Genomic DNA, 25,163 nt, shown 5'->3' with positions numbered 1-25,163 from the left:
TAATGGTGTTGTGGTGACCTACGAAATCCATTCAGGAGCCTTGTTGCTTAACTGCCGTACTTCATCTTTTAATCCACTAAATAAAAAAAGCTCATTAGATTTTGCATCTAATGAGCTTTTCCTTACTTGCTTGAATACCGGCGAGAGGACTCGAACCTCCACGGTTTCCCACTCGATTTTGAGTCGAGCGCGTCTGCCATTCCGCCACGCCGGCATATCATATTTTTACAAAAAATATACTGGAGGCGCCACCCAGATTCGAACTGGGGATAAAGCTTTTGCAGAGCTGTGCCTTACCACTTGGCTATGGCGCCATATTTTGGAGCGGACGACGGGAATCGAACCCGCGACCCTCGCCTTGGCAAGGCGATGCTCTACCGCTGAGCCACGTCCGCATAATGGCTGGGGATATAGGATTTGAACCTATGCATGACGGAGTCAAAGTCCGTTGCCTTACCGCTTGGCTAATCCCCAAAAAAAACAAAGGGGCGATCGAGGGGAATTGAACCCCCGAATGCCGGATCCACAAACCGGTGCGTTAACCACTTCGCCACGATCGCCATAATACAATATGTTCTTAAAAGTTAATTGGCAGGGGCAGCAGGAATTGAACCCACACCAACGGTTTTGGAGACCGTTGTTCTACCTTTAAACTATGCCCCTAAAAACTGGTGGAGGATGATGGATTCGAACCACCGAACCCGTACGGGAGCAGATTTACAGTCTGATGCGTTTGGCCACTTCGCTAATCCTCCATAAGTGGTGCCGGCGAGAGGACTTGAACCCCCAACCTACTGATTACAAGTCAGTTGCTCTACCAGTTGAGCTACACCGGCGTATTAAGTTGTAATAAATGGTGGCTCGGGACGGAATCGAACCGCCGACACGAGGATTTTCAGTCCTCTGCTCTACCGACTGAGCTACCGAGCCAAAATAAAGTTTAATCCTGAAACGTTGCACTTTATCTAGGGCGTTCGGTGCCATATAGCAGATTTAGTGAACAGCTTCCTCATGTAAAGATTAAATGGCGGAACCGACGGGATTCGAACCCGCGATCTCCTGCGTGACAGGCAGGCATGTTAGGCCAACTACACCACGGTTCCAGATCACTTTCTTGAAAGAAAGAACAATTGCGGGGGCAGGATTTGAACCTGCGGCCTTCGGGTTATGAGCCCGACGAGCTACCGGGCTGCTCCACCCCGCGTCGTTATAAAAGTTATATGGTGGAGGCTGAGGGGTTCGAACCCCCGACCCTCTGCTTGTAAGGCAGATGCTCTCCCAGCTGAGCTAAGCCTCCGAACAACACATTTATGATCTTATCATAAAACTGCTGTGAAAATCAACTTCTTTTTTGAAGTTAAATATGACCCGTAGGGGATTCGAACCCCTGTTACCTCCGTGAAAGGGAGGTGTCTTAACCCCTTGACCAACGGGCCTTACTATGGCGGAGAGAGAGGGATTCGAACCCTCGAGACGCTTGTGGCGCCTACACGATTTCCAATCGTGCTCCTTCGGCCAACTCGGACACCTCTCCATATGGCTCCCCGAACAGGGCTCGAACCTGTGACAACTCGATTAACAGTCGAGTGCTCTACCAACTGAGCTATCAGGGAATATGCTTCAGAGATTATTCTCTGAAAACTAGATCCGAAACGAAATTTGCGACTTACAACCTGCATATCTTGGATAAGCCCTCGACCGATTAGTACTGGTCAGCTCCATGCATTGCTGCACTTCCACCCCCAGCCTATCTACCTCGTCGTCTTCAAGGGGTCTTACATACTGGGAAATCTCATCTTGAGGGGGGCTTCACGCTTAGATGCTTTCAGCGCTTATCCCTTCCGTACATAGCTACCCAGCGGTGCTCCTGGCGGAACAACTGGTACACCAGCGGTACGTCCATCCCGGTCCTCTCGTACTAAGGACAGCTCCTCTCAAATTTCCTACGCCCACGACAGATAGGGACCGAACTGTCTCACGACGTTCTGAACCCAGCTCGCGTACCGCTTTAATGGGCGAACAGCCCAACCCTTGGGACCTACTTCAGCCCCAGGATGCGATGAGCCGACATCGAGGTGCCAAACCTCCCCGTCGATGTGGACTCTTGGGGGAGATAAGCCTGTTATCCCCAGGGTAGCTTTTATCCGTTGAGCGATGGCCCTTCCATGCGGTACCACCGGATCACTAAGCCCGACTTTCGTCCCTGCTCGACTTGTAGGTCTCGCAGTCAAGCTCCCTTATGCCTTTGCACTCTTCGAATGATTTCCAACCATTCTGAGGGAACCTTTGGGCGCCTCCGTTACTCTTTAGGAGGCGACCGCCCCAGTCAAACTGCCCACCTGACACTGTCCCCGCACCGGATTACGGTACCAGGTTAGAACCTAGATACGATCAGGGTGGTATCCCAACGGTGCCTCCACGCAAGCTGGCGCTCACGCTTCAAAGGCTCCCACCTATCCTGTACAGATCGTACCCAAATTCAATATCAAGCTGCAGTAAAGCTCCATGGGGTCTTTCCGTCTTGTCGCGGGTAACCTGCATCTTCACAGGTATTAAAATTTCACCGGATCTCTCGTTGAGACAGCGCCCAAGTCGTTACGCCATTCGTGCGGGTCAGAATTTACCTGACAAGGAATTTCGCTACCTTAGGACCGTTATAGTTACGGCCGCCGTTTACTGGGGCTTCGGTTCACAGCTTCGGATTGCTCCTAACCGCTCCCCTTAACCTTCCAGCACCGGGCAGGCGTCAGCCCGTATACTTCGCCTTACGGCTTCGCACAGACCTGTGTTTTTGCTAAACAGTCGCTTGGGCCTTTTCACTGCGGCCCCCTCGTGCTATTCACACTACCGGGGCACCCCTTCTCCCGAAGTTACGGGGTCATTTTGCCGAGTTCCTTAACGAGAGTTCTTCCGCGCGCCTTAGAATTCTCTTCTCGCCTACCTGTGTCGGTTTGCGGTACGGGCACCATCACCTGGCTAGAGGCTTTTCTTGGCAGTGTGAGATCATGACCTTCGCTACTATAATTTTCGCTCCCCATCACAGTCCAGCCTTACGATGTGCGGATTTGCCTACACATCAGCCTCACTGCTTAGACGGACATCCATCAGTCCGCGTCACTACCCTGCTGCGTCCCCCCATTGCTCATAACGGCTTACGGTGGTACAGGAATTTCGACCTGTTGTCCTTCGACTACGCCTTTCGGCCTCGCCTTAGGTCCCGACTTACCCTGAGCGGACGAGCCTTCCTCAGGAACCCTTAGGCTTTCGGCGGATCAGATTCTCACTGATCTTTTCGTTACTCATACCGGCATTCTCACTTGTATAATGTCCAGCGCTCCTTACGGTACACCTTCAACCCTTATACAACGCTCCCCTACCCCTGATGCAAGCATCAAGCCATAGCTTCGGTGGTGTGTTTAGCCCCGTTACATTTTCGGCGCAGAGTCACTCGACCAGTGAGCTATTACGCACTCTTTCAATGGTGGCTGCTTCTAAGCCAACATCCTGGTTGTCTGTGCAACTCCACATCCTTTCCCACTTAACACACACTTGGGGACCTTAGCTGATGGTCTGGGCTGTTTCCCTTTTGACAATGGATCTTAGCACTCACTGTCTGACTCCCGGAAGTAAGTCTATGGCATTCGGAGTTTGACTGAGCTTGGTAACCCTTGCGGGCCCCGCACCCAATCAGTGCTCTACCTCCACGACTCTGTTTTCCGAGGCTAGCCCTAAAGCTATTTCGGGGAGAACCAGCTATCTCCGAGTTCGATTGGAATTTCTCCGCTACCCCCACCTCATCCCCGCACTTTTCAACGTGCGTGGGTTCGGGCCTCCAGTGCGTGTTACCGCACCTTCACCCTGGACAGGGGTAGATCACCCGGTTTCGGGTCTACGTCCACGTACTACATCGCCCTATTCAGACTCGCTTTCGCTGCGGCTCCGGCTCTTCACCTTAACCTTGCACGGGAACGTAACTCGCCGGTTCATTCTACAAAAGGCACGCCATCACCCCTAAAACGGGCTCTGACTTTTTGTAAGCACACGGTTTCAGGTTCTATTTCACTCCCCTTCCGGGGTGCTTTTCACCTTTCCCTCACGGTACTGCTTCACTATCGGTCGCTAGGAAGTATTTAGCCTTGGCAGATGGTCCTGCCGGATTCATACGGGGTTTCACGTGCCCCGCACTACTCGGGATACATCTCGGAGAGAGCAGGCTTTCAACTACAGGGCTTTTACCTTCTTTGGCGGGCCTTTCCAGACCTCTTCGTTTAACCGGCTCCTTTGTAACTCCATGTGAGATGTCCCACAACCCCAAAGAGCAAGCTCTCTGGTTTGGGCTTCTCCGCGTTCGCTCGCCGCTACTGACGGAATCACTATTGTTTTCTCTTCCTCAGGGTACTTAGATGTTTCAGTTCCCCTGGTATGCCTCTACATAACCTATGTATTCAGTTATGAGTAACTGGAAATTACCCCAGCTGGGTTTCCCCATTCGGACACCCCCGGATCAAAGCTTGCTTACAGCTCCCCGAGGCAGTTTCGTTGTTCGCCACGTCCTTCATCGGCTCCTAGCGCCTAGGCATCCTCCGTGTGCTCTTAGTAGCTTAACCAGTTGCTCCGGTTTCGATGGCGCGCCCCGCTTGTTTTGGACTACGTCCAAAGCCAAAAGTCGCTTCCCATTCGATACCATCGCAATAGCAGTCTACCTTATAAACACTTCACTTGTTTACACAAGATCAGCTTAAAGGAATGTTCTAAATCGCAAAATTTCGTTTCGATATCTAGTTTTCAAAGAACAAGCTCCATGCAAAAGCAAGCTGTTTGAGAGTTTGAGCTCTCAAAACTGAGCAACGAGTGAGTAACTAGCCGACCTGGCTAGATTTTGTATTTGAATGTTTCCGTTACAAGAAACGATTCTCCATAGAAAGGAGGTGATCCAGCCGCACCTTCCGATACGGCTACCTTGTTACGACTTCACCCCAATCATCTATCCCACCTTCGGCGGCTGGCTCCTTGCGGTTACCCCACCGACTTCGGGTGTTATAAACTCTCGTGGTGTGACGGGCGGTGTGTACAAGACCCGGGAACGTATTCACCGCGGCATGCTGATCCGCGATTACTAGCAATTCCGACTTCATGCAGGCGAGTTGCAGCCTGCAATCCGAACTGAGACCGGCTTTTTAGGATTCGTTCCACCTCGCGGCTTCACAGCCCGTTGTACCGGCCATTGTAGTACGTGTGTAGCCCAGGTCATAAGGGGCATGATGATTTGACGTCATCCCCACCTTCCTCCGGTTTGTCACCGGCAGTCACCTTAGAGTGCCCATCCGAAATGCTGGCAACTAAGATCAAGGGTTGCGCTCGTTGCGGGACTTAACCCAACATCTCACGACACGAGCTGACGACAACCATGCACCACCTGTCTCCTCTGTCCCGAAGGAAAGGTACATCTCTGTACCGGTCAGAGGGATGTCAAGACCTGGTAAGGTTCTTCGCGTTGCTTCGAATTAAACCACATACTCCACTGCTTGTGCGGGTCCCCGTCAATTCCTTTGAGTTTCAGTCTTGCGACCGTACTCCCCAGGCGGAGTGCTTAATGTGTTAACTTCGGCACCAAGGGTATCGAAACCCCTAACACCTAGCACTCATCGTTTACGGCGTGGACTACCAGGGTATCTAATCCTGTTTGCTCCCCACGCTTTCGCGCCTCAGCGTCAGTTACAGCCCAGAGAGTCGCCTTCGCCACTGGTGTTCCTCCACATATCTACGCATTTCACCGCTACACGTGGAATTCCACTCTCCTCTTCTGCACTCAAGTCACCCAGTTTCCAGTGCGATCCGGGGTTGAGCCCCGGGATTAAACACCAGACTTAAATGACCGCCTGCGCGCGCTTTACGCCCAATAATTCCGGACAACGCTTGCCCCCTACGTATTACCGCGGCTGCTGGCACGTAGTTAGCCGGGGCTTTCTTCTCAGGTACCGTCACCTTGAGAGCAGTTACTCTCCCAAGCGTTCTTCCCTGGCAACAGAGCTTTACGATCCGAAAACCTTCATCACTCACGCGGCATTGCTCCGTCAGGCTTTCGCCCATTGCGGAAGATTCCCTACTGCTGCCTCCCGTAGGAGTCTGGGCCGTGTCTCAGTCCCAGTGTGGCCGATCACCCTCTCAGGTCGGCTACGCATCGTCGCCTTGGTGAGCCATTACCCCACCAACTAGCTAATGCGCCGCAGGCCCATCCCCAAGTGACAGATTGCTCCGTCTTTCCAGTTTCCTTCAGGAGAAGAAAACAACTATTCGGTATTAGCTACCGTTTCCGGTAGTTGTCCCAAGCTTGAGGGCAGGTTGCCTACGTGTTACTCACCCGTCCGCCGCTAACCATCAGAGAAGCAAGCTTCTCATCAAGTCCGCTCGACTTGCATGTATTAGGCATGCCGCCAGCGTTCGTCCTGAGCCAGGATCAAACTCTCCAATAAAGTATTGAAAAGAGCGATAAGCTCATTTTGAAACTGACGAGATTAAAAATCTCATTTATTTTGCTTTGAAAGCATACAGCCCGAAGGCTTGTACCGATTTCTCAGCGTCGATCTTGCAAGCAAGATCGTTACTCACTCGTTGTTCAGTTTTCAAAGATCAAACTCGATTTGTGTTACTCTTTTTCGTCTCAACCGTTTTTTCGGCGGCGACTTAAATAATGTATCACATTTCGTTTATTTTCGTCAAGAACTTTTTTTAATTTCTTTTTTGAAGCTTTTAGTTCTTCACTAATTCCCTATGCAGAATTTATCATTTGTTGACGATAAGCTCGTTTGAGGAACGAAATATAATGTATCATATTTCCTGAATAAGAGTCAACCTCTTTTTATAAATTATTAAACAAACAAAAAAGGAAGGTTTCCCCTCCCACTTTATAATCCATATAACGTCAGGCTTCACGAATAATTAGGCCTCAATCCAATAGCGGATTTCTCGTCCATCTCCTCCTATAAAGGATGGCCACCCTGCCGATTCTTTTACTATAGAACGAAACACCAGCTTACGAAGGATAAGCGGTAAATCCTCCCGTACAAATCTCAACTGTGGATGATGGACAAGTTCATCCATACCCCACGGCTCCCTTCGACTTCCCAGCACACGCAGAAGCAAGCCGGAACAATCACTCATTTTGGACATCACTGAGAATTCACAAGCAAGCAGCACAAGCTCGACTCTCTGTTCCAGCGTCTCCGAGCTTACTGTAAGTTCCTGATAGAGCTTCCACAAGGCGCGATCCAAACTCTGCACATGTGTCCAGACGGCATGATCCGGGTATATACCCTGTTCAATAAGTACAATTCTAGCCCAGTTCCCCAGAGCTTCTAGCACATTGTAATAGGCATCAACAACATGGCCCTCTTGAATGTAACGTTTGGCTTCCACATACATTCTCAAAAAACTGGCGAATTCATGCAGCAGCTTTTGCTCACGTAATTCGGTTCCAAAAGCAGATAGTTCCTCTCGCAAAGCGCTCAAAGCGTTATCCGCTTCCCAAATGATCTCACCTTCAATCAGGCACTGCATGATGTTATTGTTATCCCCCGTAATTACACTGCACTGCAGCTCATGACGGCTGACATAGATCATTTGATAACGAAGATCACCATATTTGTAGTGTCCAACCTTGGATATCAACTGGTCGGTATTATGAACAACAAGTACGAGCAATTCAAAATCCTGGATTAGGGAGCCGTGGAATCGATCTCCCGGGTGGGAATAAGCGATAGCCCCAACTGCCCCTGTCTCTTCCGACTGTTCGGACAAAAAAGCAAGGTTCTTTAGTTCCACGATTCCCTCCATACAATTCATGGCAGATAAGCGCCAAGTCAGTTATAATGTAATTCTACATGCAGACTGAAGTTTCCTTCTTATCCAGGTCCGATACTACTCATACGATAGGAGCATTTTTCATGATTTTTAAATCAGCAAAAATTAATGCTTTTCGCACTTGGGGACTACTACTGACCATGCTAGGCATGGGCCTAATGGTACTGGGAACTGCCGGAATTGTGTTCTGGGGACACGCGGGCAAAGTATTTGCCGCTGTGGGACTCGTCATCGGCCTGATTGCCATGATGGCTAGTCTGGCCATTTATTTCTGGGCTGGTATGCTTTCCACAAGCGCAGTACAAGTAGACTGTCCGGAATGTGGCAAGTTAACCAAAATGCTCGGCAAGACGGATCGTTGTATGTTCTGTCATACCATCCTTACCCTGGACCCTAATCAAGCCAATACAACCAGTTCACAACTGAAAGCGCATTCCACACCTCAATCCCCTTCCCCTTCCGACACAGATCATGGCATAAGTTCCAACAGCTAGAGATGTACTTCATCAAAGCCCAGAGACAGAAAAAAGGCCCGGTATCTTCACCGGACCTTTTTTGAATTTCAGAAAGACTTTTAAAAATTTATTAATATATAAGTTCAATAAGCTATTTCATGTTTATTTCATTTCGAATATCCTGCCTGTTTTAGCGTTTCCCATGCCGATGCATCAGCGAAGCTTCGATTCCATGCAGCTACTCCACCCAATTTCAACGAAGCAACCAAATCAACGCGTGCCTGAAGCGAAACGGCGTCTTCTATCCAAATTTTCTTGGTGGCCCCATCCTCCGAATATTCCACATAATTCTGTCCGCTTTGTTTATCCAGAACAGGTTTGAGTTTCTTTTCCTTGATCAGGTCTGTTACAGTGCTCATACCTACCGCTTTGGAAGACACTTTCACTTCGCCTTGATCATTAGTCTCTTCCGTCCAAATTCGAGTATATAGCGGCACAGCCATAATCAACTTGTTCGAAGGTACTTCATCCTCTTCCAGGATCCGTCTCATAGAAGACTCGGTCCAAGGAAGCGAGGCAACCGAACCGGCTTTTGGACTCGCAGCCCAATGCTCGTCATACGCCATAACGACAATATAATCGGCAAAAGAGCCTAACGAGCGACGATCCAGAAAAGCGGACCACATCTCGCTGTTCGATTTCGGTGTTACATCAACCGAGAGCATCAAGCCATGAATGCGTGCCATCGCTTTGATTTCGCGAACAAATTGAGTGATATTCGGTCCATCGTCTGTATAGACGTTCTCAAAGTCAATGTTAATGCCGTCCAAATGATAAGTCTGTGCATACTCCAGCATCTGCTCAATAATATGCGTACGTGTCTCATATGAGGCGACGGCTTCTTTCGTAATATCCGGATCAAAGCTGTTATCCATCAGACCCCACACTTCCATGCCGGAACGGTGAGCCCAGTTGACGTATGCTTTATCCCCTTTGCTTTTTACGTTACCTTGTCCATCTGTAATATGGAACCATGTGGGGCTGACCACATTGACTCCAGGCATCTTGCCGATTGAAGACACATCAGGCTGTCGATTGTATACAGCTTCCCAAACCAGATTGACCGGTTTATTCTGCCACTTTCTCTCCGCCGCAGTCAGGGTGAATTTGGGCTTGTCCAGTTTCTTTTTCTCCGTAAGAGTGACATACTTATTAGCCACATAACCGGCATACCCATTATCCAACTGAACGAAGCTCTGGTCATCACCAGTCTGCCATACCCTTACTCGTGCGTCCTGCTCCATATCAGCAATGATGGGAGAAGATTCTCCCCCACGCTTGTACAACGGAACCGTTTTGTCCGCCTTGGAAGACAAAGTATTAATCTCCGCATACTGAATGGTGTCACCTCCACGCATCAGCAGCACCGCACCCGTTGTAGCATCTTCCTGTATAGCGATCCCATATACTTCTTTCAATGGTTTGAGCGGAATATAAGCTTCTCCCCCAACCACCTCAGGTTTAACCGTCATGGGATAATCCCGATGATTAAGTTCCGCCTTCGTACTGCCTTCCTTCATATGGAGTACTCGCTGCGGTGTTGCAATAATGATATCACCTGTGTCAGCTTCATAACGTATTCCGGGATCGATCGCCTCTTGCAGCACCGATACGGGCAATTTAAGCTGATCTCCCGTTCCTGACGCCTCGCCGTCCATCAATTGTCCGTCCACAAAAATAGGTTGATTCATACCAATCCAGTCGGGGTCTTCATGAATCTGATTAAGCCAAACATTCGTTATTAGCCAATAAGCCCCGCCTGCAACAACACAGGCAGCCAAAAATCCAGGCCAGAATGAACGACGCTTCTGACGTGTATATCTGCTTTTTCTACTCAAACGTCTACCTCCGTTAATCATGCTGAATCATGAAATATCTAACCTGCTAAGACTATATACATTCTATCGTCCTAAAAACAAAAAACGTGAAGAATCCAAACTGAATTCTACACGTTAATATTGTAATTCAACTCTCTTAATCCCTGCAACTTTTACATACGCCATAAACTTCCAATCGGTGACCATGTACTTCAAATCCTGTACTTGACTCCGCCTGGAGCTCAACGCTTTTTAGCGAAGGATAACTAAAATCTTCAATCTTGCCGCATTTATCACAGATAACATGGTAATGATCCGTCACATTGGCATCGAAGCGACTTGAGTTATCTCCGTATGTCAACTCCCGGACCATGCCCGCTTCCAGAAACATCTTCAAATTGTTATATACAGTCGCCACGCTCATACTGGGAAACTGGGGTTCAAGCGCACGGTAAATTTCATCGGCTGTCGGATGCCCCATGGATTCCATCAGATAGTTCAATATGGCATGACGCTGGGGTGTAATACGGACACCGGTCGTTTTCAGATGCTCCAACGCATGTTGGACACGTGTTGCCATAAAACCCACCGCCTTACCTTTCATTACTCTGCAGAGACAAAATGTATGATTACATGTTTCTCTCATTCAGAGTTGATCTTGGCTGGAACAACGTGTTTACATTATTCCTGCCATGTAACCTTGCCAGTTTATATTTATTGTACGGCGATTGCAAGTTTATTGTCAACGCGCCAGTCACTGAACTTCGGACGTTTCATCTTGGGAATTCTGTCCGTCTTCGGTCATTTGTTCCAAGTTATCGTCTGTACCTTCCGAATCCAGTGAATTCGTTCCAACAGGAGGCACTACAGGATTACGATCAATCGTGAGGTCGCTGTTTCCCTCAACTTTGACCGTATACTCTCCTTCACCAAGCTGGCCTTCAATCGTTTTATTCTTCACTTTAAACGGCAGATCCGTTTGCAGATCTCCATAACTGCTGGAACCACTGAGGCTATAATCCCCCCGCTCCGGAATCAAAATGTTAATAGCCCCTACAGCGCTATAAACGTCCCAGTCACCGCCTACTTTGGCGGATACAATACTTATGCTGCCATTGAGGGATTGAGCTTTGACTGCCAAACTTGCGCCGTCTACATTGATATTTCCGTTTCGGGTATCCGCTGTGATCTCTCCAACAGAGTCCGTGATGCTGATACTTCCGACTTGCGTGGTCAGGTTCACATTTCCAGAAACCCCGCGAGCCTTCATGTCCCCTCGATTACTGTTCAAGTCCACATTTCCGATCGCATTTGCCACAACGACATCACCATTCAGCGTTTTACCTGAAATATCACCCACGGCATTCGTAATTCGTATACGTCCATTTCCGGTCTCAGCCAAAATGGTACTGATGGCCTCCGGACGATTCAACAATATGGCTCCATTGGACGTTCGAATATCGAGATTAAAACGACGATCATCCGGGATCGTTATGGTGATATTCATCCGCGGCTGTGTTTTCTCGTTCTCTCCATACGTTTTGCCTGTAGTCTTGATATGAATCACTTTTGTCCCGTCTGCCTCAACAAAGGAAGCGTCCGCCACTGCTTTGGCCTGCACTTCAGTTGTCTGATCCACCCAAACTACCGTGCGCACCTCAATCTCTTCCGTGTCCCCCCGCTGTACCGAGATATCCCCGTTCACTCCCTCAACAACGAGGTCCGATGTATCCATACCTACAGGCACCCGAATCGTGCCCTTATCTTCCATATATCCTGCTGCCTGACTATAGTCCATGGATGCCGCTCCCAGATTAAGACTCACCCGGTTCCACAAATGCATGTAATGATCCTGCTCTGTGACGATAAATACTGAAGCCGTCAGTAAAAGAGACGTCAGGATGCCTTTCGCATCGGGTCTGAAGCGCATTTTCATTTTCTCACCTTGGTTGTCTGAAGCTGCATTCCCTCTTCCACGTGTCACTAAAAACAACAGTATGTATTCCACACCTAACACAACGAGCAAGAGGGGCCACCAATCGACCATCTCATATACATAGTCCGTTCCCCACCGTTTATCCAAAATCAACAGCACACCGACAGCTACGATTAAGGCGGCAGCCGTATAGCGGCCGACCCGGACTTTACGGTTCATGGCTATCCCTCCTTGAATAGTTTGCACTAGATTTTCTTCTTGCGAAGCATGACCCAGATTTCCCGTCCGAAAACGATAAGTCCTCCTGCGATCATCAGAACAGCAAAAGTATATCCACCATACACAGCGATTAGCTCTTTAAACCAACGCGGTTTGCGAAAGAACAATACCAGCAGCGATCCTCCTACAATCAGAAGCAATCCAAACGAAATGCCCCTCTCCCACACCATCATAGCTTCCCTTGCAGAACGTTCGCTAGGGATGGGCTTGTCCGAGGTGTTGTAGGTGACCGCTCTTCTCCTGCGCATCATCACCCAGTCCGCAGATTGCAATACGTCGAATACATTGTAAAAGTAAATTACCGGAATAAACAACGCCAGCAGGATAAGCAATGGTACATTAATCTGTATTCCAATCGTTGAGAAATACAAGAGTGCTGACAGATCCAAAAGCACAAGCATCATGAATGTCAGACCTCTCATGTATAATCGGAGATAAATATGACCTAGACCCGGAATAACCGCACTTAGCAATCCGGCAATAAACTTGTGAGTCCGATTTCGGACAGGTTTTCCGCGCGTTCCGCTGGAAGTATTGTTCGACTGACGTTTCCGTTTCATAAACGACTCCTTTCTTCCGGGCTGACATTCCCGCTCTTCATGCATTTGGTTAGATAGTACCCTAAAGAGCCAGGAGAGTAACTGGAAGAAATATGGTTATGAGCAAAAACCCTCCGGCACTAAAGGCCTCAGAGGGTTTAATTCATTTATTCGACCGACACTTTCGTTACATGTTCCCACTGTCTTAACTTGGATACGAGATGCACTGCACTCAATTCATGTGGCATGTAGACATGCAGCACAATTTCAATTTTGCGTTCAACCGATATCATTTCTGCATAAGCCAAATCCTGCTCATTAACCGTTATTTTACGGATTTTGATCTTTTCCTGTTCCATAAATGAAGATACCTGTTCCAGAAAACCGGGCTCAGATAAGGTATGAAGTGTAACGACATGCAGTTTGTTTCCCCGTATATACCTAAGCTCCAACTTGTTGAATACCCAGAGGTTAAGCAATACCAAGACGGTTGACACGATGGAAGCAAAAAAGAATCCCGCGCCTGTTGCCAGTCCGATGGCTGCCACAACCCATATGGAAGCTGCCGTTGTCAGACCGGTAATCGACTTGCCGGTAAAAAGAATCGTGCCCGCTCCGAGAAACCCAACGCCGGTAATAACGGCTGTAGCCAGACGTGCCGGATCAATCCTTACGTTTAGTTCATTTGCAAAATCTTTAAAACCATAAACAGACAACATCATAATCAGTGCAGATCCAAGGCATACCAGAATATGGGTACGCAGACCGGCAGCATGATTGGAACGCTCCCGCTCCAGGCCTACAAGCCCTCCAAGCAGCATAGCCAGTAATAATCGCAATAAAATGTGCCACTCATCTATCAACCAGGGATTGCCCAAAGCCGGTAGTCCTCCTCCAAGTTGTTCACATCATTAATCTTTATTCTTATGAAATGTCGTTAATTCCACTCCTGGTGCAATCTGTACAACATCCACGGGCTTAAAGCCGAATTTGGTATATAATTTCACGGCTGGCTGGTTCAATGTTCCTGTAGAAACAATATAACGTGGAAGATCGGGATATTGTTCAAACACATGCGTCATCAAAGCAGCAGCAATTCCTTTACGAAAATGATCGGGATGCACCATCATACGTGTGATCGTCAACGTATTGATCTCTTCCTCATCCACTGCGACCGCACCAAGCAACTCGCCATCCGTGTCCACATAGCCATAAAAGGTCTCTCCACAGTTTTGCAGCGCCTCCATCGTATCCATTAAAGGCGGAATTTCCTGAAAACCGATGATTTCGGCTTCAAGCCGATAAGCTACATGCTGCAGTCGCCAGAGCTGACCTACGGTCTCCACATCACTCAATGACAAAGTTTGAATCTTCATGCATTCCTCATCTCCTTTGTATGTCACTGAAACCAAGACAATACAATCAAACTTATGCCCTTAACAAAAAGAGGCTGTCACAGGGACGAGCCTCTTTCTGTCCGGCTTCACCGGATGGATTAGCGGTTCAGTACTTCTGTAAGCAGTTGATTGGCTAGTCCCGGATTGGCTTTGCCTTTGCTTTCTTTCATGACTTGACCAACGAGGAAACCAATGGCCTTCTGTTTACCAGCTTTGTAGTCTTCCACGGATTGCGGGTTGTTCGCAACAACCTGCTCCACAATGGCAAGAATGGCACCTGAGTCACTAATCTGGACCAGACCTTTTTCTTCAACGATTTGCTGTGGAAGCTTGCCGCTCTCGAGCATTTCCTTAAATACCGTTTTGGCGATTTTACTGTTAATTGTACCTTTTTCAAGCAGTCCAATCATCTCACCCAGACCTTGGCCAGTCAGCGGCACCTGATTCAATTCAAGGTTGCTGGTATTCAAATAACCAAGCAAATCACCCATAATCCAGTTGGATACGGCTTTGGCATCCTTGGTGTATTTCAGACTGTCTTCAAAAAGATCAGCGACCGCTTTGGATGAGGTAATAACCTCGGCATCATAACTAGGCAGTCCATAATCAGCGGTATAACGTGCTTTACGCTCATCCGGAAGCTCCGGTATAGAAGCTCTGATCCGTTCTTTCCAGGCTGCATCGATATGCAGCTTCACCAAGTCAGGATCTGGGAAATAACGATAGTCATGCGCTTGCTCTTTACCACGCATCGACAGTGTTTTCCCCTGAGCCTCATCCCAGCGACGAGTTTCCTGAACGACTTCGCCGCCGTCGTCCAAAATTTCCGCTTGGCGGAATTGTTCATATTCCAGACCACGCTGAACACCACGGAAGGAGTTCATGTTTTTCAGTTCGGCTCTCGTTCCCAGCTTCTCCTGTCCATGCGGACGCAAACTAATGTTGGCATCACAGCGCAGTGAACCTTCTTCCATCTTCACGTCGGATACATCACAGTACTGCATGATCGCACGCAATTTCTCCAGATATGCACGAGCTTCCTCCGGAGAAGAAATCTCCGGCTCAGAGACAATCTCCACGAGCGGAGTACCCACACGGTTAAAATCAACCAATGAAGCATAGCCGCCGTCAACGTGGGTAAGCTTCCCTGCATCTTCTTCCAGATGAAGACGTGTAATGCCAATTCGCTTCGTTTCACCGTTGACTTCAATATCGATCCAGCCATTCTCACCGATCGGTTGATCGAATTGTGAGATCTGATAAGCTTTTGGAGAATCGGGGTAGAAGTAGTTTTTGCGGTCAAACTTGCTGACATCAGCAATGGTGCAGTTAAGAGCCATGGCTGCTTTCATCGCGTAATCTACAGCCTGGCGATTCAATACAGGCAATACACCTGGATGTCCGAGACAGACCGGACAAGTATGTGTATTGGGCGGAGCTCCAAAGGCAGTGGAGCAGCCGCAAAAGATTTTGGAGTTTGTATGCAACTCGACATGGACTTCAAGTCCAACGACCGTTTCATATTTAGATGCGGACATTTCTATATTCCTCCGTTCCGGGCAGTCTACAGCTGCGGACGCTGCTTGTGGAATTCCGTATTTTGTTCAAACGCATGCGCTACGCGCAGTACGGTGGTTTCATCAAAGGCTTTACCGATAATCTGCATGCCGACAGGCAGTCCATCCGAGAATCCACATGGGATGCTGACTGCAGGTACACCAGCCAGGCTGACAGGGATAGTCAGAATGTCGTTGAGATACATCGTAAGTGGATCATCGACTTGGGAACCAAGTTTAAATGCCGTTGTTGGCGCTGTTGGTCCGATGATGACGTCATATTTGGCAAATACGTCGTCGAAATCCTGTTTGATCAACGTACGCACCTTCTGAGCTTTCAAATAATACGCATCGTAGTATCCCGAGCTGAGCGCATAGGTTCCAAGCATGATGCGTCGTTTCACTTCGGGACCAAAACCTTGACTACGGGACTGGTGGTACAGATCCAGCAAGTTCTCCGGATTGTCTGCACGAACACCATAACGCACGCCGTCGAAACGAGCCAGGTTCGAAGAAGCTTCCGAGGAAGCGAGCAGATAATACGTAGCTACCGCATATTCGGTATGCGGAAGAGATACTTCCTCCCAAGTTGCGCCGAGTCCTTCGAGGACTTTCAGGGCAGACAGGACGGTTTCTTTAACTTGAGGATCAACGCCTTCACCAATGTATTCCTTCGGAACAGCAATACGAAGTCCTTTGACATCCCCGGTCAGTCCGCTCAAGTAATCCGGGATATCCACTTTCGCGGATGTCGAATCTTTGGCGTCATAACCAGCAATGGCTTGCAGCACATAGGCAGAATCCTCGACATTTTTCGTCAAAGGTCCAATCTGATCCAGGGAAGATGCGAATGCAACCAGACCAAAGCGGGAAACGAGTCCGTAGGTAGGTTTCAAACCGACAACGCCGCAATAGGAAGCAGGCTGTCTGATGGAGCCACCTGTATCTGATCCCAATGTGAAATAAGCTTCTCCTGCCGCAACAGCCGCAGCAGATCCACCACTGGAGCCGCCTGGAACACGATCGAGTGCCCAAGGGTTACGTACAGGGTAGAAGCTTGAATTTTCATTGGAGCCGCCCATGGCGAATTCGTCCATGTTCAACTTCCCGATCGTCACGGTATCCGCCGCTTTCAGCTTCTCGACAACGGTTGCATCATACACCGGGTCGAAATTGCGCAGAAACTGGCTGCCACATGTTGTGCGCAGTCCGTTCGTAACGATGTTGTCCTTAATGCCGACTGGTAGACCGAAAAGCAAACCTTTCTCCTCACCGCTGACGAGTCGATCATCCAGTTGACGTGCACGAGCACGTGCCTGTTCTTCATCCAGTGCCAGAAAAGCCTTAACCTTTTCATCCCGTTCACCAATGTTCTGATATGCCTGATTCACCAGATCGCTGACCGACAGCTCCTTGGCGTGCAGCTTGTTATGTATCTCCGGCAACGATTGTTCAAATAAACTCACGTAATTCGTCCTCCTTCCGGTTATCCGTTATTCCATTACAGCAGGCACTTTGAATTGCCCGTCTTCTTCTTCTGGTGCATTGCGCATGACCTGTTCAATCGACAGACTTTCCCTCGTCTCATCTTCACGCATCACATTGCTGACGTGCAGCACGTGAGTGGTCGGCTCAATGTTCTCTGTATCCAGTTCATTGAGCTTCTCAGCATATTTTAAAATCGCGTTCAGCTGTCCTGTCAGGGTCTGCTCTTCTTCCGCAGTCAAATTAAGCCGGGCCAGCTTGGCCACATGCTGAACGTCATTATTCGAAATACTCATTTCCGGATGCCTCCTTCATTCGTTCTAATTCCTGAAACCGCCGAAAACGAATCGTTCGTTTAACGGGCTAAAGTCCCAAGATAACTTTTTTCATTATAGGTGAGATAGTTCGACAATTCAATGCATAGGACTGTACTGACTTCTATTACGTAGAAAAAGGGTTCCAGTGATTTTTCAGACATCTGAGCAATGATATCCTTCCTGCGTACCTCATCGCTATTAAGAATTCACTGTATTAATTATTGCTCCTAGTCTAAATTGGCAAAAAGGCAGTGCGAATTCGCTCTGCCTTTTTTGCTGTATACATTACTAGTTATTCTTTAGATCAAGCCCGAATGCTGCAATAACCGACGAATAAGCGCCGCAGTCTCTGCCCGAGTGATCATGGATTTTGGAGCAATGGTCGCGTTACTCCGACCAGATACAAGCCCTGATTGAAGACTGAAGTCGACAGCTTCTTTTGCCCAATACGAGACCATATCCATATCTATATAGCGGGAGAGATCTTGGCCGGTGTCGATATCCAGCTTACGATCCAAGCCGGTAAGCTTCATCGTCCGATTAATGATCATCATCGCTTCTTCACGGGTAATCTTCTGTGTTGGCCGGAATGTGCCATCTTTATAACCGTCGATCAGACCCAGGTTGGAAGCAGCAATTACTACATCTGCATACCAGTCACTCGGGTTTACATCGCTGAATCGGTCGTTTTCTTCACCTGTTTGAAGCCCCAGTGCACGCACGATCACGGCCGCAAATTCAGAGCGAGTTATGCTCGCGTCCGGATTATAGATCGTATCCGATATTCCACGGACAACCATTCTTGAGCCCATATCATTCACTTCTGTTTCTGCCCAATGTCCGGCTACGTCTACGAATGTCTGGGGATTCCAAACGAGACCATACGCACTATTCGTCAAACTGTTGATTTGCGCATGATAAACTCCATTGACTTGCGTGATTTTGGTCGGAACATGGCGCACGCCGCCGTCCTTCTCAACCACAACTCCAGTCGTTACCTTGGAAGGATCAACCTCACCAGATAAAGTAATTGCTCGTTCGACGTAATTGTTAAACCGGTCCACACTTACAGATCTGCCTTCATATGTGGCCGTTATGTTGAAATCAAAAATCGGACCAATCAAGGCAAAACCATTTTGATGAGCAACTGTTTCCGCCGCATATATCGTTTCAGCAGAAGCAGGTGCGATCTCCAAATGGAGGACTATATCCTTGAGGTGATCTTCAGCACCAAGTTGTTGTGCCAGCGTATTGATTTCCACCAGTCGGGAAGGCAAGGAATAGGTAGCGGCTTCCGTTTGCAACACAAGTACGGCTTCCTTGTCTGCCATGAACTTCACCAATCGCCCTGTCAGCTCACCGATTACCCGATCTTTGTGACTACTGTTTACGGGGAGTGTAACTACAGCGTTCATGCCTTCTACATCTAGCTTTTGCATGATAGCCCGTTCGTCGACTGCCAGAGTCAACACATTCTGTCCATTCACTTTAGACGTTTTCAAGGTTCCTGCCGTTTCCGGCTTCCCGTTTACCAAGATCGAAACACCGGAATTAACCGCCCCTCCTCCCGAAGACGCTGTACCTGCCGCTCCGCTTGCAGGCCCAGAAGTACTGCCACCACCAGGATTTGAACCGTTACCGCCATTTCCACCATTGGAGTTGTCGGAACCATCTGGAGGGTTTGTTCCGCCGTTATTCGACACAAGCCACTTCGCGAACAATGTCACATTAGAGGTGCCTATAAGTAGCGTATCGCCCACACTATAGTTTACTCCGCTGCCGTCAGCTGCCGTGTTCCAGCCTGAAAAATCATATCCAGTCCTCACCAGGTTGCCTGTGTTACCCAAAATTGTAGCCAGCGTTTGTTGCTTATACGCCTGGTTGTCTGAGGGCACGTCTCCTGATGCAGCTCCGTTACTGTTGTAAGTGATCTGATATCTCTTCGGTTGTGCATAGGACATGACTGTAGCTTTGTTACCGTTACTTCCATCTTTGAAAGAAACGTAAAGGTTCCCTGCTGCGTCAATCTCCAACGTAGTGTTCTGTGCAATTCCCTCTGAGAAACCAGTCCCACCGATCGCATTCCAGCCATCCGCCTCGGTATATTTCATAACTGTTGCTTTGTTCATATTTGCTGAATCCATATATGCCACATACGGACTTCCATCTTGATCAAGCACCATCGAGACGAAATTTGCCGCTCCGTCAGAGAACTCAGCATCCCCAACCGTTATCCACGTTCCGGAGCCAGTATATTTCATAACTGTTGCCTTTTGTCCGTTGAATCCAGTGGTATAAGCAATATATACCGTTTCGTTCTGATCTACTGCAAGCGCAAACTCAGCTACGTTTTCTTGTGAAAAGGCACGATTGCCAACGAAGGACCAAGAATCATCCGCTTCGTTATATCTGATAACAGACAATCTGAATCCTCCACTATTATCGCTTAATGCAACGTAAGGGATACCGTCTGGCCCTATAGCCAATATACTTCCTCCCGCGCCTCCCAGAATATTTTCGGTATTGCCGATGGACGTCCACTCTCCAGACTGGTCATTATATTTCATAACCGTGAGGCGATAACTGCTATTTAAGGCAACATACGGCACACCGTTTGCATCGAGTTGCAAATCAAGACTCGATAAATTAGCTGGAGAGAAACCTGGGGAACCTACAAAATCCCAGCCATCCTGCTCCGTATACTTCATGACGGTTGCACTGCCAACATGATTTACATCACTAAAAGCAACGTATATTGATCCATTCTGGTCTATTGCTATTTTGTTTTTTGTTGCATAACTCTCAGTAAAACCTGGTTGTCCGACTGCCGACCATCCACTCACTTCGCTATATTTCATGACTGTTGCTTTAAAGCCATTGGATACATCTTGATATACGACATACGGCGTGCCATGGGCATCAAGGGCAAGATCCTGGTCAAAAGTCATTCCCTCTGAGAAACCTGCATCGCCAATAACTTCCCACTTTCCTGTTTCATCCTCATTGGACGTGGATGGCGTCCACTTCGCATACAACGTTACATGAGCAGCACTCATGATTAACGTCTCACCTGCGTTATAGCTCGTTCCGCTTCCATCTGCTTCCGTATTCCAGCCAGCGAATGTATAACCTAATTTTTCTAAATTGCCTGTATTACCTAAAATGATTGCTCCCGCTTGATCATTGTATTGTTGATTATCCACTGGTACATTACCCAACTGAGCTCCATTACCATCATAGGAGACTGTGTACGAAGCTTTCGCTCCAAATCTCATCACCGTCGCCTTTGAACTATTGAATGCATCTTGATAAACAACATACGGCGTACCTTTTTGGTCCAATGCGAGTGAAGGTGTAGACACCACCCCAGCAGAGAAACCGGCTTGACCGACAAACTCCCAGCCATTTTGCTCGCTGTATCTCATTACGGTTGCTTTGCTTCCATTTGCGCTATCCTTGAAAGCCACATAAGGTGTACCCGTCTGATCCATAACCAGCGAAGGAGAATTTGCAGAACCTGGGGAGAAACCAGCTTGACCTACCCTCTCCCAACTTGATATCTCATCACGATATGTCATGACCGTCATTTTATTCGTATCATCTTGAAACACAATATAGGGTTGACCTGATGGATTCATCACAAGTAATGGGGAGGTTGCGTACCCTCCTGAAAAGCCTGCTTGGCCTACCACCTTCCATTCGTTGGAACTGTACATCATGACGGTGGCTTTGTAGGCTTCATCCTGAAAAGCCACATAAGGTGTATCCGCCTGATCGAGAACCAATGAAAAGGAAGAGATTGCTTCTCCTTCGGAGAAGTCAGCACTGCCCACCAGCTCCCAGCCCGTTGGCTCGATGTATCTCATTACGTTTGCTTTCCCACTGGCTCCATCCTTAAAAGCAATATAAGGATTACCCGCCTGATCCAGCGCGAGCGAAGGGTAGTTTGCCCTGTCTGGAGTAAAGCCTGCCTCTCCTACTAATTCCCAACCGTCTGATTCACTATATTTCATGACCGTAGCCTTACCACTAACGCCGCTATCCTGATATCCAATATATGGAGTGCCTGCTTGATCCAGCACGAGTGTGATTCCGCTTGCTGATCCAACCGATAGGCCTCTATCACCTACCAGTTGCCAATCACCGGACTCACTATACTTCATCACCGTTACTTTAGAATTAGCACCCCTATCTGAATAAGCAACATATGTTGTTCCTAATTGATCCACAGCCAGCTTGGGAGCAGAAGCTTCTCCAGCCGAGAAACCGGCTTCCCCCAATAGTGTCCACTCTTCGCCACCAGAGGCGTAAGAGCGGTTTATATCCCATATCTGAAAGATCGGGTTGCCTCCCAGAATCACCAGACAGGCCAACAACATCATCACGAATTTTTTTCCGTTGCGAAAGCTCCTTCTCATCTTCATATCTACCTTCCTTGTTATGTATAATTTGAAGGGTGCAATCCCTTCTACATCGCAAGGTATTTTATCAATTGTCTCTGAACCGATTCTGAACATAATGACTTGGTCTGCTGAAATAGGATTCCGAAAAATCAAAAAAGAGCCGGCATCAGCCGACTCTTAAAACTCTAAATCCATGCACGCAGGTTAACCTGCTTTATAAAATCCGCCTGTGACATAACATCGTTCGCGGTTTCCTCTTCCTCTTCCACAGCTTGAAAATCTCCGTTCATCAGATGATGAAACAGTTTCTCATTGTGTGTCGCAAGGGCGTAATCTATCAACGCTTCTCGCTCGACCCGCTCAGCTTCCTGCTTCAGCAGAACCTCTTCTAGATCGACGTCGCCGGATGGAACAAAAAAGTTCCGATTCACCTGCGGCACTCGAAGCACGTAATCGAACGCATTGTCCGGATTCCGGTCATAAGCGATGATGAAACCATATTCCCCCACAGGAAGATTCTGCTCAAACGCATCCGCGACGATGACAACCTTCTCTCCTAATCGCAGCATCGTCTAACCTCCTGGTAGTCTATCTTTTTATTATTTGTATAGTCTACTAGAAAAGAATAGCGATGTCTACGATTACTAGAATTAAACAAAACATTTGTGCAAAATCTTTTTTTCATTCCGTAAATTCTATCATTTACCCGATGTTTGCTTAGGGGGCTTGCGGTCTACTCGCACCACAATGAACCAATATACGATCAATGGTGTGGGAAATCCCGTGATGCCCCACAATCCCCATAACCAGGGGAAACGGCCACGCCTGCGTGCATCCTGAAAGATCCATGTTCCTTGTATCAGCAAAAGAATGGCAATCAGAATAAGCCATATGAGAGGAATTTCATTTAAAGAATAATGCAGATCATTCATGACGAGTCTCCTTCCGACGTCGCCCTGACCAGATTATTACCACGGCAATCGCTGCGCACAAGCTAATCGCCTGGATACCCAAATATAGAGCTGGAGCCGAATGGAATAACAAGACACCAAAAGCGATAATGAACAGTCCCACAATCCAGAACAAGATCATTTCGATCCGATTGGCTCGTCGTCTCATTTGTCTTCGTTCCTTGACTTGGGCTTCAATGGAGGCTAATGAAGGTATATTTACAGGCTCATACGCATCATCGAGCACTTTCATCTGCTGTTGCATCCGCATCAAAATTTCTTGTTCATCCTGTTCTTCAGATCTGCTCACGCTCTTCCAGCTCCTTTCTCAATTGACGAAGACCATAGGCCGTTCGAGACTTCGCCGTTCCGGATGGAATACCCAGCATTTCACCAATTTCATCATAGCCATAGCCATAATAATGCTTCAGCAGGACGGCAATACGATGTTCTGGGGTTAACCTTGTCATGGCATCCATGACATCTGTCCATTCTTCATTGCGGCTCTCAAATTGCCATCGCAATTTGCGTACAGCCTGATTACGAATGGCTTCCAACCAGATCTGTTCTCTTCGCCTGCGCCTAGTCTTGTCGATATATATACGGGTGGCAATCGTAATCATCCATGACGAAAAGGCAGACGAGCCATCGTACCTATGAATATTTTCCATACATCGAATCATCGTATCCTGCACCGTCTCCTCAGCAACGTTGGGGTCCATCGTTACTTTGACAAGATACTTATACACAAAGGAGTAGTGACGCTGCAGCAGTTCTGCCAGTGCACTGTCATCCCCCTGTATCGCTCTCTGTACCTCTTCCAGTTCGGCTGCCTCCATCTGAATCATCACCTGCTCTCCGCTCAGTCTTATGTTATTACGACAGGCTCTGCAGAAACGTTCAATTCAATCCAGAAAAAAGCTGAAGCCGACAATTTCCCGGGCAATCAGACTTCATTTCGGTAATCTTGCAGTTTGTCGAACCACGGTTGGTTGCGGGCTCCGTTGCTTAATAAACGCCTTCTCCATATATTCTGCTGTTGATCCTTGATTGGATTCATCTCATTATTCATGTGTTTATGTAGTTGAGGACGCTGGGTAACTGCTTCTATTCTGCCACTTTCCATTGCTCGTCGGTTTTCTTCAATGATCAGGTTCTCGGCACGTTGTCCCAACTGAATCACTCGCTTTTTCTCCACTTCTAATTCCTCGCTCTCATTAGACGATCTTCTGTAGATACTTGTCAACGATCTGTATGTAGGACTAAACGGGATGTAACTTTGATAAAAAAGAGGCCGAAAACAAAAAAAGAACGCAAACCGGGTATAGACCACAGTCTGCGTGCTTCGCAAGTTAGGGTGTTTCTTTTTATTGCTTCAGTTAGATGGTGCTTTAACGCTTGTAACAACTAATTGCTATTCTAATGAAAAAGTTGTCACTTGTCCAGACTTTCTTCACATAAATTGTCGGATCATCTTGCAGAGACGTAAGGATTGTTTTTCTTCTCATAACCAATTGTCGTTTTGGGACCATGACCTGGATACACTTTGACCTCATCGGAGAAGGTGTATAACTTGTTCTGGATTGAATCGATCAGATCCCGTTCACGGCCTCCGGTCAGATCGGTTCTGCCCACACCCATACGGAACAGAACATCACCAGCAAACAGATCGTCACCACATAACAGACTTACACTGCCTGGGGAGTGTCCTGGTGTATGATACACTTTGAACGTATGACCAATAAAGTTCAAAGTCTGTCCTTCGTCCATGGCATATTCAGCTGGATCTGTTGAAAGCGGCGGGGTAGCCTGCGGCCAGTTCAAAGAACCATTTAATTTTGGCGTTGTGAGCCAATCACTCTCCAAGTCATGCAAATAAACAGGACAGCCTTTCAATTTGCGAATTTCATCCACACCGCCCATATGATCAAAATGCGCGTGAGTGAGCAGGATCGCTTCGATCTCCAGGTCCTGAATGGCTTTGAGTAATGGGCCCGGATTCATTCCAGGGTCAATGATTACGGCTTTACCTGGATCATCCCCCTGCAACAGATACGCATTGGTCTGGAGCGGTCCTAATGAAAACGTACGAATGTTAAGCATATCGGC

The 25,163-nt window shown here is 47.9% G+C and carries 18 protein-coding genes, 15 tRNA genes and 2 rRNA genes; 1 reads left to right on the top strand and 34 read right to left on the bottom strand.

The features are described from left to right. Positions 1 to 135 precede the first annotated feature (135 nt). From HW560_RS10680 to HW560_RS10595, 18 genes are all read right to left on the bottom strand, one after another. Positions 136 to 214: transfer RNA gene (locus HW560_RS10680), tRNA-Leu, on the bottom strand. Between the two features lie 26 nt (positions 215 to 240). Beyond that, a tRNA-Cys gene (locus tag HW560_RS10675) sits at positions 241 to 314 on the bottom strand. A gap of 6 nt (positions 315 to 320) precedes the next feature. Then, a tRNA-Gly gene (locus HW560_RS10670) sits at positions 321 to 395 on the bottom strand. A 4-nt stretch (positions 396 to 399) separates the two neighbouring features. Beyond that, a tRNA-Gln gene (locus HW560_RS10665) sits at positions 400 to 474 on the bottom strand. A gap of 13 nt (positions 475 to 487) precedes the next feature. Continuing rightward, a tRNA-His gene (locus tag HW560_RS10660) sits at positions 488 to 560 on the bottom strand. A 29-nt stretch (positions 561 to 589) separates the two neighbouring features. Further along, a tRNA-Trp gene (locus HW560_RS10655) sits at positions 590 to 663 on the bottom strand. A 6-nt stretch (positions 664 to 669) separates the two neighbouring features. After that, positions 670 to 755 (bottom strand) — tRNA-Tyr (locus HW560_RS10650). A gap of 5 nt (positions 756 to 760) precedes the next feature. Then, positions 761 to 836: transfer RNA gene (locus tag HW560_RS10645), tRNA-Thr, on the bottom strand. A gap of 18 nt (positions 837 to 854) precedes the next feature. Beyond that, a tRNA-Phe gene (locus HW560_RS10640) sits at positions 855 to 930 on the bottom strand. Between the two features lie 95 nt (positions 931 to 1,025). Next, positions 1,026 to 1,103, bottom strand: a tRNA-Asp gene (locus tag HW560_RS10635). Positions 1,104 to 1,130: 27 nt separating this feature from the next. Next, positions 1,131 to 1,204 (bottom strand) — tRNA-Met (locus HW560_RS10630). 17 nt (positions 1,205 to 1,221) lie between these two features. Continuing rightward, a tRNA-Val gene (locus HW560_RS10625) sits at positions 1,222 to 1,297 on the bottom strand. Between the two features lie 67 nt (positions 1,298 to 1,364). Next, positions 1,365 to 1,436 (bottom strand) — tRNA-Glu (locus HW560_RS10620). A 6-nt stretch (positions 1,437 to 1,442) separates the two neighbouring features. Further along, a tRNA-Ser gene (locus HW560_RS10615) sits at positions 1,443 to 1,534 on the bottom strand. A 3-nt stretch (positions 1,535 to 1,537) separates the two neighbouring features. After that, positions 1,538 to 1,613, bottom strand: a tRNA-Asn gene (locus tag HW560_RS10610). A gap of 69 nt (positions 1,614 to 1,682) precedes the next feature. Further along, positions 1,683 to 4,607, bottom strand: a 23S ribosomal RNA gene (locus HW560_RS10605). A gap of 314 nt (positions 4,608 to 4,921) precedes the next feature. After that, positions 4,922 to 6,473: ribosomal RNA gene (locus HW560_RS10600) — 16S ribosomal RNA — on the bottom strand. The 16S and 23S rRNA genes sit together here with 15 tRNA genes alongside, the layout of an rRNA operon. 466 nt (positions 6,474 to 6,939) lie before the next feature. After that, the gene (locus HW560_RS10595) at positions 6,940 to 7,821 is read right to left on the bottom strand and encodes a nucleotidyltransferase-like protein (RefSeq protein WP_244192998.1); all 882 of its coding nucleotides are present in this window, start codon (positions 7,819 to 7,821) and stop codon (positions 6,940 to 6,942) included. Positions 7,822 to 7,943: 122 nt separating this feature from the next. Between HW560_RS10595 and HW560_RS10590 the strand changes: the two genes are divergently transcribed. After that, positions 7,944 to 8,354 carry a YgzB family protein gene (locus tag HW560_RS10590; RefSeq protein WP_090904747.1) on the top strand — a complete coding sequence of 137 codons (411 nt, stop codon included), beginning with the start codon at positions 7,944 to 7,946 and terminating at the stop codon, positions 8,352 to 8,354. A gap of 128 nt (positions 8,355 to 8,482) precedes the next feature. Here HW560_RS10590 and HW560_RS10585 read toward each other — a convergent pair whose 3' ends face one another. The 16 genes from HW560_RS10585 to HW560_RS10510 all read right to left on the bottom strand — a co-directional run bounded on the left by HW560_RS10585 (position 8,483) and on the right by HW560_RS10510 (position 25,157). Further along, a complete protein-coding gene (locus HW560_RS10585; RefSeq protein ID WP_090904746.1) occupies positions 8,483 to 10,213 on the bottom strand; it encodes a glycosyl hydrolase family 18 protein in 1,731 nt (576 codons plus the stop codon). 136 nt (positions 10,214 to 10,349) lie between these two features. Next, positions 10,350 to 10,772 (bottom strand): peroxide-responsive transcriptional repressor PerR, encoded by a 423-nt coding sequence (perR, locus tag HW560_RS10580; RefSeq protein ID WP_024631328.1) that lies wholly within the window; start codon positions 10,770 to 10,772, stop codon positions 10,350 to 10,352. Positions 10,773 to 10,946: 174 nt separating this feature from the next. Next, the gene (locus HW560_RS10575; protein ID WP_090904745.1) at positions 10,947 to 12,347 is read right to left on the bottom strand and encodes a DUF4097 family beta strand repeat-containing protein; all 1,401 of its coding nucleotides are present in this window, start codon (positions 12,345 to 12,347) and stop codon (positions 10,947 to 10,949) included. A gap of 26 nt (positions 12,348 to 12,373) precedes the next feature. After that, positions 12,374 to 12,967 carry a hypothetical protein gene (locus HW560_RS10570; RefSeq protein WP_090904744.1) on the bottom strand — a complete coding sequence of 198 codons (594 nt, stop codon included), beginning with the start codon at positions 12,965 to 12,967 and terminating at the stop codon, positions 12,374 to 12,376. Between the two features lie 146 nt (positions 12,968 to 13,113). Beyond that, complete coding sequence (locus HW560_RS10565; RefSeq protein ID WP_090904743.1) at positions 13,114 to 13,824, bottom strand: MgtC/SapB family protein; 711 nt, start codon at positions 13,822 to 13,824, stop codon at positions 13,114 to 13,116. 33 nt (positions 13,825 to 13,857) lie between these two features. Beyond that, positions 13,858 to 14,322, bottom strand: a complete 465-nt coding sequence (locus HW560_RS10560) for a GNAT family N-acetyltransferase (RefSeq protein WP_090904742.1) — start codon at positions 14,320 to 14,322, stop codon at positions 13,858 to 13,860. A 119-nt stretch (positions 14,323 to 14,441) separates the two neighbouring features. Then, positions 14,442 to 15,881: an Asp-tRNA(Asn)/Glu-tRNA(Gln) amidotransferase subunit GatB gene (gene gatB, locus HW560_RS10555; RefSeq protein ID WP_090904741.1), complete on the bottom strand. Its 1,440-nt coding sequence runs from the start codon at positions 15,879 to 15,881 to the stop codon at positions 14,442 to 14,444. Between the two features lie 26 nt (positions 15,882 to 15,907). Continuing rightward, positions 15,908 to 17,365 (bottom strand): Asp-tRNA(Asn)/Glu-tRNA(Gln) amidotransferase subunit GatA, encoded by a 1,458-nt coding sequence (gatA, locus tag HW560_RS10550; RefSeq protein WP_090904740.1) that lies wholly within the window; start codon positions 17,363 to 17,365, stop codon positions 15,908 to 15,910. A gap of 27 nt (positions 17,366 to 17,392) precedes the next feature. Next, positions 17,393 to 17,680 carry an Asp-tRNA(Asn)/Glu-tRNA(Gln) amidotransferase subunit GatC gene (gene gatC, locus HW560_RS10545; RefSeq protein WP_090904739.1) on the bottom strand — a complete coding sequence of 96 codons (288 nt, stop codon included), beginning with the start codon at positions 17,678 to 17,680 and terminating at the stop codon, positions 17,393 to 17,395. 320 nt (positions 17,681 to 18,000) lie between these two features. Beyond that, on the bottom strand, positions 18,001 to 22,125 hold the full coding sequence (locus HW560_RS10540) for an S-layer homology domain-containing protein (RefSeq protein WP_179263009.1): 4,125 nt from the start codon (positions 22,123 to 22,125) through the stop codon (positions 18,001 to 18,003). Between the two features lie 164 nt (positions 22,126 to 22,289). Beyond that, entirely contained in the window at positions 22,290 to 22,673 is a 384-nt protein-coding gene (locus HW560_RS10535) for a hypothetical protein (RefSeq protein ID WP_024631336.1), read from the bottom strand. A gap of 129 nt (positions 22,674 to 22,802) precedes the next feature. Then, positions 22,803 to 23,036, bottom strand: coding sequence for a hypothetical protein (locus HW560_RS10530; protein ID WP_090904737.1), 234 nt, complete (start codon positions 23,034 to 23,036; stop codon positions 22,803 to 22,805). Then, positions 23,029 to 23,364 carry a YxlC family protein gene (locus tag HW560_RS10525; protein ID WP_090904736.1) on the bottom strand — a complete coding sequence of 112 codons (336 nt, stop codon included), beginning with the start codon at positions 23,362 to 23,364 and terminating at the stop codon, positions 23,029 to 23,031. Before HW560_RS10525 ends, HW560_RS10530 begins: the two co-directional genes overlap by 8 nt. Then, entirely contained in the window at positions 23,351 to 23,902 is a 552-nt protein-coding gene (gene sigY / locus HW560_RS10520; protein WP_256222510.1) for an RNA polymerase sigma factor SigY, read from the bottom strand. The genes HW560_RS10525 and sigY overlap by 14 nt, the downstream gene beginning before the upstream one ends. Positions 23,903 to 24,000: 98 nt before the next feature. Beyond that, complete coding sequence (locus tag HW560_RS10515; RefSeq protein ID WP_143067095.1) at positions 24,001 to 24,252, bottom strand: hypothetical protein; 252 nt, start codon at positions 24,250 to 24,252, stop codon at positions 24,001 to 24,003. A gap of 272 nt (positions 24,253 to 24,524) precedes the next feature. Next, the gene (locus HW560_RS10510) at positions 24,525 to 25,157 is read right to left on the bottom strand and encodes an MBL fold metallo-hydrolase (protein WP_090904734.1); all 633 of its coding nucleotides are present in this window, start codon (positions 25,155 to 25,157) and stop codon (positions 24,525 to 24,527) included. Between the last annotated feature and the right edge of the window lie 6 nt (positions 25,158 to 25,163).

It is taken from the genome of Paenibacillus sp. E222, from assembly GCF_013401555.1.
GTDB lineage: Bacteria > Bacillota > Bacilli > Paenibacillales > Paenibacillaceae > Paenibacillus.
Note: the sequence above shows the minus strand (reverse complement) of the source record. Positions and strands in the feature narration are given on the sequence as shown.